Source organism: Nocardia sp. NPDC050630 (genome assembly GCF_044457245.1).
Lineage (GTDB): Bacteria > Actinomycetota > Actinomycetes > Mycobacteriales > Mycobacteriaceae > Nocardia.
Map to the genome: position 1 here is coordinate 286,993 of NZ_JBITGN010000010.1, position 13,186 is coordinate 300,178.

General features: G+C 64.4%; 10 protein-coding genes. 3 read left to right on the forward strand and 7 right to left on the reverse strand.

Going from position 1 to position 13,186, the window contains the following annotated elements; translation table 11 throughout:
• Positions 1 to 14: 14 nt before the first annotated feature.
• The 7 genes from ACIBG0_RS25510 to ACIBG0_RS25540 all read right to left on the reverse strand — a co-directional run bounded on the left by ACIBG0_RS25510 (position 15) and on the right by ACIBG0_RS25540 (position 10,771).
• Complete coding sequence (locus tag ACIBG0_RS25510; protein WP_397035481.1) at positions 15 to 2,360, reverse strand: glycoside hydrolase family 65 protein; 2,346 nt, start codon at positions 2,358 to 2,360, stop codon at positions 15 to 17.
• Complete coding sequence (locus ACIBG0_RS25515) at positions 2,357 to 3,121, reverse strand: HAD family hydrolase (RefSeq protein WP_397035482.1); 765 nt, start codon at positions 3,119 to 3,121, stop codon at positions 2,357 to 2,359. The genes ACIBG0_RS25510 and ACIBG0_RS25515 overlap by 4 nt, the downstream gene beginning before the upstream one ends.
• 41 nt (positions 3,122 to 3,162) lie before the next feature.
• Positions 3,163 to 4,032, reverse strand: coding sequence for a MurR/RpiR family transcriptional regulator (locus ACIBG0_RS25520; RefSeq protein ID WP_397035483.1), 870 nt, complete (start codon positions 4,030 to 4,032; stop codon positions 3,163 to 3,165).
• A 389-nt stretch (positions 4,033 to 4,421) separates the two neighbouring features.
• The gene (locus ACIBG0_RS25525) at positions 4,422 to 6,575 is read right to left on the reverse strand and encodes a hypothetical protein (RefSeq protein WP_397035484.1); all 2,154 of its coding nucleotides are present in this window, start codon (positions 6,573 to 6,575) and stop codon (positions 4,422 to 4,424) included.
• 419 nt (positions 6,576 to 6,994) lie between these two features.
• Positions 6,995 to 8,575 carry an FAD-dependent monooxygenase gene (locus ACIBG0_RS25530; protein ID WP_397035485.1) on the reverse strand — a complete coding sequence of 527 codons (1,581 nt, stop codon included), beginning with the start codon at positions 8,573 to 8,575 and terminating at the stop codon, positions 6,995 to 6,997.
• A 112-nt stretch (positions 8,576 to 8,687) separates the two neighbouring features.
• On the reverse strand, positions 8,688 to 9,779 hold the full coding sequence (locus tag ACIBG0_RS25535) for a dihydrodipicolinate reductase (protein WP_397035486.1): 1,092 nt from the start codon (positions 9,777 to 9,779) through the stop codon (positions 8,688 to 8,690).
• Positions 9,776 to 10,771, reverse strand: coding sequence for a Rieske 2Fe-2S domain-containing protein (locus tag ACIBG0_RS25540; RefSeq protein WP_397035487.1), 996 nt, complete (start codon positions 10,769 to 10,771; stop codon positions 9,776 to 9,778). The genes ACIBG0_RS25535 and ACIBG0_RS25540 overlap by 4 nt, the downstream gene beginning before the upstream one ends.
• A gap of 199 nt (positions 10,772 to 10,970) precedes the next feature.
• Between ACIBG0_RS25540 and ACIBG0_RS25545 the strand changes: the two genes are divergently transcribed.
• The 3 genes from ACIBG0_RS25545 to ACIBG0_RS25555 form a co-directional block, all read left to right on the forward strand.
• A complete protein-coding gene (locus tag ACIBG0_RS25545; protein WP_397035498.1) occupies positions 10,971 to 11,573 on the forward strand; it encodes a TetR/AcrR family transcriptional regulator in 603 nt (200 codons plus the stop codon).
• 174 nt (positions 11,574 to 11,747) lie between these two features.
• Entirely contained in the window at positions 11,748 to 12,257 is a 510-nt protein-coding gene (locus ACIBG0_RS25550; RefSeq protein WP_397035488.1) for a hypothetical protein, read from the forward strand.
• Position 12,258: 1 nt separating this feature from the next.
• A partial coding sequence (locus ACIBG0_RS25555) for a DUF6545 domain-containing protein (RefSeq protein ID WP_397035489.1) occupies positions 12,259 to 13,186 on the forward strand: 928 nt, incomplete at its 3' end.

Below are 13,186 nucleotides of genomic sequence, written 5' to 3' on the forward strand. Positions count from 1 at the left end.
GCTCCTTCGTACCGCTACCCCCGCCGATATGGCGCCCGCCCCCGGGGTAGCAATGGCCCGGGTCGATCGGATTGCCGCGGGATCGGCAATGTGACCGCGACATTGCCGAGCGTCGTATCGCGACCGTGGTGGCGCAGGACCACCGAATCTCCGGACAGCAGTCGATAAGTCGCTGAATCACCGGTGATCTCGACGGCTATACCACTGCCGCGCCAAATGATTCGGAAGACCAAGCGCGAGATATTCGCGGGAAGTCGTGGTGCGAAACATAATTCACCACCGTGGTCGCGCATGCCGCCGAACCCGAAGACGCAGCACAGCCAAGCTCCGGCAAGTGAGGCCATATGCAGCCCGTTGGCGACATTGTGATGCAGATCGTGCAGGTCGGTCAATGCGGCCTCGGCGAAATAGTCGAAGGCGCGCGAGAGGTGGCCTACCTCGGCGGCCATGACGGACTGGCCAGCGGCCGACAGCGACGAATCGCGGACGGTCAATGCCTCGTAATAGTCGAAGTTGCGCGCATTCTGCTCGGGAGTGAAAGCGTTGGGGCACAAGTACATTGCCAAGGTCAGGTCCGCCTGTTTGACGACCTGTTTACGATACAGATCGAAGTACGGGTAATACAGCATCAGCGGATACTTCTCCGGCGGCGTCGCGGCGAAGTCCCAGCGTGCATGGTCGGTGAAACCCTCGGATTGCTCGTGCACCCCGAGTTCCTCGTTATACGGCAGGAATATACATTTGGCGCGGTCGCGCCAGCCGCGGATCTCCTCGGCGTCGACATCCAACCGCTCGGCGATATCCGGCTGGCGCGCACAGGCTTCGGCGGCTTCATCGAGGTTCCGCTGTGCCATCAGATTGGTATAGATGTTGTTATCGGCGAGTGCGGAGTATTCATCCGGACCTGTCACGCCGTCGATCCGGAAGTTACCAGCTGTGTCGTAGTGCCCCTGGCTCACCCACGAGCGGGCGGTCTCCACCAAAAGCTCGACACCGCATCCTCTTTCGAAATGCTCATCACCGGTCGCGCCGAGATATCGGACCACCGCGTCGGCGATATCGGCATTGACGTGCACCGCGGCAGTGCCGGTCGGCCAGTAGCCGGAACCCTCGTCGCCATTGATCGAGCGCCACGGGAACATCGCGCCGGTGTGGCCGAGTTCGTGTGCGCGCTGGCGGGCCCGATCGAGGGTGGCGTGGCGCCAACGCAATGCGTCACCCGCGGCCACCGGCACCGTGTAGGTCAACACCGGCAATACGAAAGTCTCGGTATCCCAAAATGAATGGCCGTCATAGCCAGGCCCGGTCAGCCCCTTGGACGGTATCGCGCGGGTCTCACCGCGTGCGCCCGCCTGCAGGACATGAAACAGCGCGAATCGGACGGCTTGCTGCAGTTCCGGATCTCCGTCGATCTCGATATCGGCGGTGGACCAGAAGTTGTCCAGATACGCACGCTGGCGGGCCAGCAAGGTATCCCAGCCGGTCTCGAGACCCGCGGCCAACGCCGCCTCGACCTGAGCTCGCAGCGCCGGTACCGAGCGCCGACTCGACCATCCGTAGGCTAGATATTTCGTCAATCGCACGCGCTCGCCCTTGGCGACATCGACCGCGATCGTCAAGCGGGCCATATCCTCCTCGGCGTGCACACTGCACCGTGGCGGCGCGTCGACCTCGAGTTCGTGGTCCATGGCCGCGGCCATGCGCAACCCGGATCGCCGGGTGTGGTGGACGAGTACCGCCGAGAAATCACCTGCAGTGCAGAAGTCCGCCACCAAAGGGTTCTCCAGCGCGGCGGCGAGTCGGGGATCACCGTGCGGGGTCGGAACCGGTTCATTGGCAAGTAGATCCGATTGGATGACCAACTCGAGATCGTCGTCGAGCGGTTCGACCTCGTAGCGGATCGCGGCCAGACTGCGTTCGGTGAACGACACCAGTCGCTCCGAGCGGATGCGCACGCGCCGACCCGTCGGCGAGTTCCAGACCGTGTCGCGCCGCAACGTACCCGAACGAAAGTCCAGCACCCGTTCGTGTTCGACGGCCTCGCCGTAACGCATATCCATCGGCTCGTCCTCCACGAGCAGCCGGATGATTTTCCCGTCGGTCACATTGACGACGGTCTGGCCCTCCTCCGGATAGCCATATCCCGCCTCGGCGTATGGCAATTGGCGTTTCTCGTAGAACCCGTTGAGATAGGTGCCCGGCTTGCCGACCGGCTCGCCCTCCTCGAAAGTGCCGCGCAGCCCGAGGTGTCCGTTGGAGAGCGCGAAGATCGACTCGGTTCGGTGCAATGCCTCGAGATCCAGTCCGCACCAACGCAGGTGCCATGGCGCGATCTCGAAGCCATGGCAGTCGGTGGTCATGGCGGTGGCCCGAGCTCGGCCAAATCGGTGACGACCACATCCGCCCCGGCCCGGCGCAATGCCTCGGCCTGCGTGCCATCGCGCACTCGATCGACGCCGACCACATATCCGAAGTCACCGGCCCGACCGGCTGTCACCCCGGCGATGGCATCCTCGAACGCCGCCGCCTGTTCCGGCTTGACGTCCAGCGCCTGGGCGGCCGCGAGAAATGCGTCCGGGGCGGGTTTGCCGCGCAGACCGCGGCTGGCGATTTCGACTCCGTCGATGCACACATCGACGAACCGGGTCAGATCCGCGACCGCCAACACCTCATGGGCATTCGCCGATGCGGTCACCACCCCCGTCCGCAATCCGGCCGCTCGCGTCGCGTTCAAATAGGCCAGTGAGCCCGGATAGACATGTACGCCGTCGCGTTCGAGGAACGATAGGAACAGCCGATTCTTCCGATTTCCGAGTCCCTGTACGGTCGGCTCCCCGTCGGCCGCATCCGGTTCCCCCTCCGCTAGCGTGATCCCCCGCGACTTCAGGAACTCGCGGATACCGTCCGCCCGCGAGCGGCCGTCCACATAGCCCAGATAGTCCGATTCGGTGAACGGGTGGAACGGACCGGGGCTGCGACCGGCCAGGAATTCGTCGAAGACCGCCTTCCACGCCCGCCGATGCACCGCCGCGGTATCGGTCAATACACCGTCGAGGTCGAACAGCGCCACCGAGATCGTCTCGGGCAATCCGAGCTCCCGGAGATCATGGCTTGGCGTCATATCCAAGCGGTACCCGAGGACGGCACCGGCAAACGACGCGGCTACTCGAGCAATTGATCGTCGAGGATGTCGGTATCGGCGCCGACGGATTCCAGGCGCAGCGCGACGGCGGTGACCAGGGCGTGCACCAGTCCGGTGAAGGCGGTGAGCGAGCGCAGCACGGTGAGGGATCCGGTTCCGACGTAGAAGGTCACGTCGGCGATGCGGGCCAGCGGGGAGGACGCGTCATCGGTGAGGGCGATGGTGGTGGCGCCACGGCGGCGCGCCGCCTCGACCGCGCGCACGGTATCACTGCTGTAGCGCCGGATCGATACCGCGAGGAGTGCGTCGCCGGGTTCGATATCGCGCAGCTCGTCGGTCAGCAGCCGGGCGGTCGCCCCGAGCTGGCGCACCCGATGACGCACCATCTGCAGCTGGTAGGTGGCGGCGTAGGCGATCGCGAGGCAGCGCCGCAGCCCGATGACGTGCACACCCGAGGCATGTGCGAGCGTCTCCACCGCCCGGTCCCAGTCGCCGCGATCGATTCGCGCGAAGGTACGGGACATATTGGTGGCGTCGTACTCGGTTATCGCGGTGAAGAACTCGTCGTTCGAGCTCGGCGGCGGTGCGTCGGCGGGTCTACGCACCAGATACGCCTCGGCGGCGAGTTGTCTGCGGCAGAGTTCGACCAGGCCCGGATAGCCGGGCAGACCGAGCATGGTCGCGAAGCGCACCAGCGAGGAACGGTGCACCCCCGCGAGTTCGGCGCTCTGCCCGATGCTGCGGAATGCGGTTCCTTCCGGATCGTCCAATACCAGCCTGGCAATGCGCTGTTGGCCCTCGGCCAGTTCCGGTAAGCGCTGCTGCAGGAGGGCGCGTAGTTCCTGATAGGTGGTGGGAGCGCTGTCCCGCACGGTGAGCCTCGCGATCATTCGGGTACTCGAACGATAGGCCGTCACCATAACTGACGGCCCGTCTGGTTCTAGTGCCCCCGGGCAATCACGTTCAACCCACAGGTTTCTACCAGTTTTCGGGGCTATGCGAGCGGGTCCCCTTGCGCCATAAGATCAGGTTCCGCATCCAGAACCCGACCACGGATCGTTGACCAGCCCCATCGGTGAGGCCATCGAACTGTGCGCATGGTCGACCCGTCACTTTCGGAAACGTAGTCGCCGCCCGGCTCCGAGCGCGGGCAGGCGCGGATGCATGTTCACGCCGGTGTCAATGACCGCAACCTTGTGTCCCGTGCCGCGACTGAATGGCGCAGCCGGGCCAGCACCTCACCGATCGGCGAGTATTGTCGGCCTGCCCACCCACCCGCCTACGAAGACCATGGGTTGGGTCCGCCATTCGGATCGAAGTTGTTGAAGTTGGCCAGACGCCGGGTCGACTGCTGCAACGCCTGAAGAAGAATCGGGTCGTCCTGGTGATGGTAGTAGTTCGTGGCCGCCGTCTGGTGGTCGAGCGCCAGTTGCCGTCCGATGTATTGGCGAACATCGCGCCCAGCGTTGCGCCATTCGTCCGGGGTGATGGTTCTGAGCTGATGTTCGTCGCTGTTCAGGACCCGTCGCACAAACGCGTGATTGGGATCTACATGGTTCATCGGCGCAGTGGAGTGCCGTACGAAGTTGTCCGCCGCGACCACAGCCTGCCCAGCGAAGGCCGGCAGCGCGGCGACACCTTGATGGTTCTCCACCGCATACCCCGCAGCGAGGGCCTTCTGTAAGGGCGCGAAGCCGTTCGGGTTGAAGTCTTTCATGCTGGCCTTCTGGACGGCCAGTGCGCGCTGGGCATCGATCACCTGCTGATCGTTCGCACCCATCGCCAGCAGAATCGGAGCGATCATCGCGTCCGGGACCTTGCTGTCACCCAGACCATCCAGAACATTTTGGACGCCGAGAGCGGACCTGATTCCGCCGTCTATTCCGGTCAACCGCCCGGCGGCCTTGACCCGCCAGTTCCCGCGACCAGCGTGGTTGTACTCGTGCAATTGCCGCACCATCGGCGAGACGGCGATGTTGTTGAGATCCATCCCCTTCTTCCTGCGCGACAGCGGGTTCAACGGGCCGACCGTGGCCCCGAGGAGCCACGCGGTCGCGGGCGACGCATTGATCGTGTTGAGCATGCCCAATCCGGACATCAGCCCGCCGTGCATCGAACCGCCAGCCCGAGCATCACCCATACCGAGTGCCGATCCCCCGCCACCTCCACCGCCGGGGCGCGCTCCGGACCCCTGCACGGCGAGCGCGAACCGGTTGGCGATCCAGTCGTTGCCCCGGGTGAGGCTGCGGTTCAGGCGTTTGAGCTGGGAGATGGCGACGATCTCGACGGTGCCCGCAATGACGATCACCGCCATGGTCTGCCCCTTCGCCTGCGCGAACAGATTGCCCATGAACAGCACGTAGATGCCGAGGAAGATGGTGTAGGCGGTCATCCGGCCCGCCGCGACAAAGCCATCGACGATATTGCGGATCAGAAAGGTCTGCGTCGGTCCGTAGACGAATCCGCCTGCGGCGAAACCGAATATCGACATGAACCCGTGGTAGATCGCGTCCAGGGCCGCCTTGATGACCCGGATGCCGAGCACCACCGCGAAGACCAACAGAATGCCGCCGCAGATCAACAGCATCAGGCCGGTGCCGACCTGACCCATGCTCGGATTCTGGGCCTTGGCGTAGGCGGCGGAATCACCGCAGCTCTGCATGCCCTTGCGGACCCGTTCGTCGTCGCCCGCGGTCATCCCCGCGGACCAGGCCGACCGGCAGGCCGGTTGCTCGTCGACCACATGCCCGAAATTCCACACTTGCACCGGGCGGCGGGCGAAGTTGTCCGCCAGATCGCGCTGCATGGTCGTCACCAGTTGGTTCGGATTCGGGTTGTTGTTGCCGTTGAGCCCGGCCGCCACCGAAATTCCGAGATCCCTACCCTTGGCGAGCAATCCGTCCGAGGACAGCACATCGCCCAGCGGCTCTGCCAGGAATACCGGCCCGAGCACCGCGACACCCAGCATCGTGACGATCTGCAGCATCGCCTTGGCGTGATAGCCACGCAACCAGAACCAGGCGACGCAGAAGGCACCGATCGTCGCCGCGGTGATCAGCAGCATCGGCGTCGCGATCTGACCGGTCAGCCGGTCCGCGACGCCGGTCAGTGCCGAGCCGAACATATTGAGCCACTGGAAGCTCAGCGCATTGCCGATCAACCAGATAGCGGTCGTCACGATGGCGATATAGCCGATGAATTCGAAGCCGAGGATGGCCCAGAGGATCGTCGACCCCGGATCCAGCACGCCGCCGTGGTCCGTCGCGAAGGCGTAGTTCGCCAGCGGAACCCCGTACGAATCGTGGATGTGCATCCAGCTGAGGCCGTCGATTTCGGAGACACCGCCGCCCGTCGCCGCGGCCAGGTACTGCGCATTGGCGACCGCTCCGAGGAGCCCAGGAAAGACGAACAGCACGAAGCTGACGGCCAGCACCCAGCCGAGGCGCCGTCGCCAACGAATTGCATGAGACAAGACGGGGCGCGGACAGCACCCCTTCGGATCCTCGGATCCCCACCTCGGCCGGACCGGCCGCCTCTTCGACCGTCTGGCCATACCCTCAGCATGACGCAACTATTGTTGCGTGGCAACACTATTGCGATACCATTTGTTCACCTAGCGTCCACTTCGTACGCCGTCGGAGCCATCGCCGACGGCACATCGGTGCGGCGCTGGTGAAGTGTCTCCGAAACCTCCGCCACCGACATCGAGCACAGGAAAACCCGCACTCCCACAGTGCAATCGCGCTCAGCAGACCGCGTGTCTACGGTCCGGCGCGCCGGGATCCCCTTGGCGCGTCATCACTTCTCCCACCAGGTCGCAAAGCGGGAGAAGTGGTGCGGGACAACGGCCGATCAGCCGAGCTGATCGGCGGGCACCGGTGTTCTCGAGGGTGCGCCGAACCAGTTCGAGAGCGCTTCTCGCAGCGCCGGCGCGGCGGTATCGATGGACTCGTCAATGGTTGCCGCCCACGCGATATGAGCGTCGGGGCGAATCAGCAGGGCGTCGGCTGGACGGTGATCGGTTCGGGCGGTGCGGATTTCGATGCGGTGTTGCCACTCTCGGGCGATCGCGCACAGCTCCGGCCGGTCGGCGAGGACGAGCAGGATGGGCCGTGCGGTGTGCATGAGTTCCGCGACGCTGGTTGCGCCCTGGTCGGTATATAGCGGAAGGTCGGGTGCGAATGTGCCGGTCAAGGCGTGTTCGTTGGGGTTTGTTAGCCGATAGCGGATGTCGGTGCCCGCGATCATGGCTCCAACGCGGCGCAATGGCTGCTCGTCGAGAAGCAGTTCCTGGAAGACCTGCCGAAGCGCTTCGGCGGCCGGGTCTTTACCGCGCCGCAGTGCCACCTGCGCCCGAGTGTGTAGCAGGGTCCGCGCGCCCGCCAGGTGACGTTCGTCGTGATAGGTCTCGAGCAGGCCCGCTGGTCCCCAGCCGTCGATATCGGCGGCCAGTTTCCAGGCCAGGTTGACCGTATCGAGCATGCCCGCGTTGATCGCCACCCCCGTGGCCGGGAACAAGTGGGCCGCATCGCCGGCCAGCAGGATCCGCCCGGCGCGGTAGCGTTCGGCCAATCGGTCCTTGAAGGTGAAGCGCGACAGCCGAATCGGCTCTCCCAGTGGCAGATCCGCGCCGAGCACCCGGCGGACACTGTCCTGGAACTCGGTCAGGGTCATCGGTTCGTCGTCGTCGTACTCGGTGGACTCGTCCTCAGCGGTGAACAGACCGAGCAGTCCGGGAGTGGTCGACCCGTTGGCGAACATACCGCGCTCTGTTTGCGTGAAACCCGCACGGATCCTGCCGAATCCGGGGACATCGAGATCGCCGTTGTCGAGCACGGTCACCGAATCGTGCACCGCGACCTGAACCAGTCGGTTGACCTCCGGATATGTGGTGCCCGGAAATGCGATGCCCGCGATATCGCGGATTCGGCTGCGTCCACCGTCGCAGCCCACCAGGTATCGGGCGGTCACCTGGTACGCCCCGTCCGGCCCGCGCACCTCGGCGGTCACCGTGGCATCGTCCTGGCTCACCGCGATCACTTCGTGTCCGCGGCGAACGTCCGCGCCGAGTTCGCGGACCCGTTCGGCGAGCACTCGCTCGAGTCGATGCTGTGCGAGCGGCAGCGCGTGCAACGGTGGATCCGACAGGTGCGTCAAGTCGACGTGCACACCGCCGAACGGAAAGCGGGGAGCCGGGATCGGATCGGTGTTGGCCGCTTCGCAGCGTTCCAGCAGGCCGCGATAGCGCAGCAATTCCAGGATCTGCCCGCCGATACCACCGGCCTTCGGGATGTCTCGGGGCTGCGACTTCCGCTCCAATACCAGCGGCCGCACTCCGGCCAGTCGCAATTCGGCGGCCAGCATCAGCCCCGTCGGGCCCGCACCCACGATGATCACATCGGTGTCGGTCACATGCATTCGGTTACTTCCCATCTCCGCAGGTTCTGGCCTCGGCCAGCGATTCTGCGGTACGACCCGGGTCTTGCCGCAAGCCCCCGGGTGCGTTATAAGTTGAGAAGGGAAATGAGTGGGCGCGCCCCGTTTCCTAGTTCTTGAAACGACCAGCGAACCCGCGCAGCGGGAGATCCGCACTGGTCAATAGTCCCGGCGGAGCGGCAACCACGGACGCTATCGCATTGAGTGCGGGCAATCCGGTGACGGTCATGCCGATCGAGGCGAAGTTGTCCGGATTCGAGAGGTCGACGCCGGGCTTCGGGAGAACCATATGCTTGTTGTAGACGCACGGATCGCCCTTGATCTGAGTTATGTAGCAGCCCTTGATATTCCAGCTCGGGTCGGTGTGCGGGGTCATCTGCCACTGCAGATGCGTCTCGATCCTCGCGACACCGTCGACCATGCCCTGGTACTTGATGTGGTTACCACCGAGCGAGCCCTTCGGTAGTCGATACCAACCCAGATCGACATCCTTGGTGCAGGCACCGAGTTCATAGGTGAACTCGACCCCGTCGAGTTCCAGCCCGAAGCAATCGGCCATCATCAGGACGCTGTCGGCGAAGACACTGGTGTACTTCTCCAGCCTGCCCGGAATGCTCGGATCCTCGACCGGTAACCCGTAGCCGACCTCGATCCAGGTCTGCTTCGAGTGGTGGCACGAGACGTCCACGGATTCGAGGGTGATGATGCTCTCGATATCGGCGACGTCAGCAGAGCACACCACGCCGAGGATCTGATTCAGTCCCGGATTCATGCCGGTGCCGTAAAAGGTCGAGCCGCCCTTCGCGCACGCCTCGCTCAGCAGCTGCGTCACCGGCTTACCCGACGGATGCGGATGGTTGGTGTCGCGATGCCAACCGGTGATCCAGTCCGCAGTAGTGACGATGTCGATGCCCGCTTCGAGCACCTGTACATAGAGGTCCTCGTCGGGGAATACGCCGTGGAAGGTGAGCACGTCGGGTGCGGCGGCGATGATCTGCTCCACCGAGCCGGTCGCGATGACGCCGTTCGGCGCCAGACCGGCGATCTCGCCGGCGTCGCGGCCGATCTTCTCCGGTGTGTAGCAATGCAATCCGACGAGTTCGAGATCGGGATGGTTGCCGATTCGTTTGATCATTTCGGTTCCGACATTGCCGGTGGCGACCTGGAAGACCCGGATCGGCGCCTTGGTTGGCGTGTTCATCGAAGCCTGCTTTCGTGCGTTGGATAGAACTGCTCGGCCCAGGTGCGGATGGCGTGGAAACCCTGGTACTCACTTCCGGACAGTGCCGGTGGATCCGAGTAGCGCTGGTGCTGCCAGATATTCACGTCCTGGGTGAACTGGCGAATGACCTCCTGGGCGAACGCCTGGGCTCTACGCTCGGCCTGCGCCGGATCGGAGCTCGGCCGACGGCCGATGTACACGCTGAAGCGAACATCGCAGGTGCCGTCGTCGACCGGGGTGACCGCCGTGATGGTCCGGTTGTCGATCATGCCCCAACTCTTGGTCACCGCGATGCCGAGTCCGCCATTGATCGCCTCGACGCCACTGTTGACATCCTCGATGGACTGTCCGTCGTCACCTTCGAAGGTGATGGTGAAGTCGACGTAGGACACCGGTTCGTCGAAGTCGTGCCGGGTGAATACCGGCACGATCGGCGTTTGGTGCACGAACTTGAAATGTGCGAAGTCGACACCGTTTTCGAGCACGTACTGCGGATGCAGTTCCAGTCGCTCCCGGAACAGGGTGGCCGATGGGTAGTAGTCGGCCGGGCCGCTGTCGTCGCCGAATCCGGCGAATACGTCGGGCACATCGAAATAGGGTGAGCGACCGGCGACGTCGTGCCAGATGTAGACCGAATCGTTGCGCTCGACGACCGGATAGGTGCGGATGCGTCTGCCCCGGTTGGGATGTTTCTCATACGGAATGCAGACATTGCGGCCCTCGTGGTTCCACTGCCAGCCATGAAATGGGCACTCGATGACATCGCCCTCGACGTGACCGCCGAAACCGAGATGAGCGCCCAGGTGCTCGCAGTACGCATCCATCACCGTCAGCAGGCCCGATTGCGCCCGCCACGCCACCAACTCCTGGCCGAAGTAGGTCATCCGCCGGACCGCGCCAGCGCCGATCTCGGCCGACCACGCGACTTGGAACCATCCCGTCGGCTTCATCGATAGCGGTGGCTTCGCCATCTCGGTGTCCTCTCCCAACAGATCACAGTGACCGCTGTGAAATTATCACAGTGGGTGCTGTGAAAATATGAAAAGCGGTTCATTCGGCAGGGATTCGGACCGGGCCGGGTGCGCGTCACCAGCTAACATCTGGAAAGTGACCGACCGGGATGGCTATGCGCGACGCACGAATCGACGTGGCGATGCCACCCGGGAGAACATGCTGAAAGCGGCGGTGCGATCGCTGGCAACCGGAGGCCCCGGCGCGGTATCGGCCAGCAAGATCGCCCGCGAGATCGGCGCCACCTGGGGTGCGGTCAAATATCAGTTCGGCGATAACGACGGGCTCTGGGCCGCCGTGCTGCACTACACCGCCGAGCGGCGAGCCGAAATGCTCACCTTCACCGATACCGCGGCACCACTTCATCAGCGAGTCGCCAGCATCATCGACACCCTCTACGCCGGACTCACCTCTCCCGACTCCCGGGCGATCGAGAACCTGCGTGCCGCGTTGCCGCGCGATCACACCGAACTCGAAAGGCTGTACCCGCGCACCGCCGCCGAACTCGCATCCTGGGGCCATGGGTGGCTTCGAACCTGCCAAAACGCCTTCGCGGACCTAGGTGTTGACCCCGACCGCGTGGAGGAGATCGCAGCGCTGATCCCAGGCGCCATGCGCGGCATCAACTCCGAACGCCAACTCGGCACCTACTCCGACCTCGACAAGGCTCGGCGTGGACTCACCAATGCCATCGTCGCCTACCTCGAGGATTCGGGACGCCCGGCGGTTCGACGATCACGCGACCCGGATCAGCAGCGCTGAACCCGCCAGAGATTCACTGGTGCGGGATCTGGTGTGCGGCCCGGCTTTGCCCGTGCACCAACAGTTTTCGTGGTGCCGACGGAAGCGCCGGGCCACGTTCGCGGCAATGCTCCATGAACGACTACGCTCACCGCAATATCGGCATGGGTGACGTGATCAACGAGGGAAGGCGTAATGGAGGATCTCGCCGCGCGATTCGAGGAACTGGGTCGCCTGGTACCGATCCCCTACCCATGGGACATAACGGAATACATCGCGCGGGTCGCCGAGTACCGCGGACGGCCGATCACGTTGTGCCCGATCGACGTCGGCGCACTCTCGGCAAACGGATGCGGCACCGGAAGTGGCCTGTGGATTGCCCGGGAAGGCGATGACGTGATCATGTACGGAGCCGACTCCGAATGGCATGCCGATCACATCATCGCCCACGAGATCGGTCACATGCTGCTCGGCCACGGGACCGCGAGCGGTCCCGCTGGCGCCGCGGCTGATCTGCCGTTGCGCGAATTGATGCCCTCGCTGTCGCTGGAAACCATCCGCAGCGTACTGCGGCGCCAGGACTACGGTAGCGAGCGCGAGCTAGCCGCCGAAACCTTCGCCGACCTGCTGCTGGTGGAAGCGATGCTGCCGAAGCGGTCGGCGAGCCGGTTCCGATCGACGTTCTTCCGAAACCGGCATCGATGAGATGACCTCCCCGATCCCGGGTCTGATCACCTGGCCCGTCCTGACAGGTATCGCGTTGGTGCTCGCCGGTCGGTGGTGGCTGTTGCGGGACAGCCTCGTCGACCGGCTCATCAACCGCGGGCTCGCCGCCGCGCTCTCCGAACACTTGTTGCGGGACGCATGGTTCCAACACTCACTGGCCTGGCTGCTGCCCGGTGACGACAGCGACGTGGTGAACATCGCCCGACAGCTCTCGCTGGGAGCAACCGTGTTGTGCATCTCGCATGTCTACGGCGTTGCCATGTTGTGGGCAGGCGCCGATCCCGCCCACACATGGCGCCGGCAGTGGCGCTATTACCTCGTCACGATCACCGCCATCACCGTCATCCTGATCGCTGGGACGCCCGCCCGCCGCGCCGACCAGTTGATCGACCAAACCCTGGGCTGTCCGGCTGTCGTGGTCTGGGCCGCTTTTTCCCTTCCGCTCGGCGCTACGGCCCTGCTCGTCGGCCGGGTATGCGTGCGCGAGATACACGCCGCAGGCGATACCGCCTGGCAGGAACGTGCACTGCACACAGCGGTCCTGGGCACCGCGGTGGGCCTGGGGATCGTAGCGGTCGTATACCCGGTCGGGACCATCATCGGTCTCATCACAGGCCAACCGTCATTCGATCCCGAGATGCACTGGAAAGCATGGAGCGGTTTCCTTCTCTCGGCCGTCGGCGCTCCCGCCGTGCTCACGGTGCCGCTGATCAGCACCCTGCTCACCCACATCGGATGGGACCGCTCCGGCCGATACTGCCGCCGCCTGCGGCCGATGTGGGCCGATCTCACCGCAGCTGTACCCGAAATCGTCTTAGTGAGCGTCCGGGAACTCTTGTCAGCCGTGGCCGCGGGTGAGTTGCCAACGGATTCGGTCGTGCGGGATTCGATGGTGTCGGGTCGGCGAA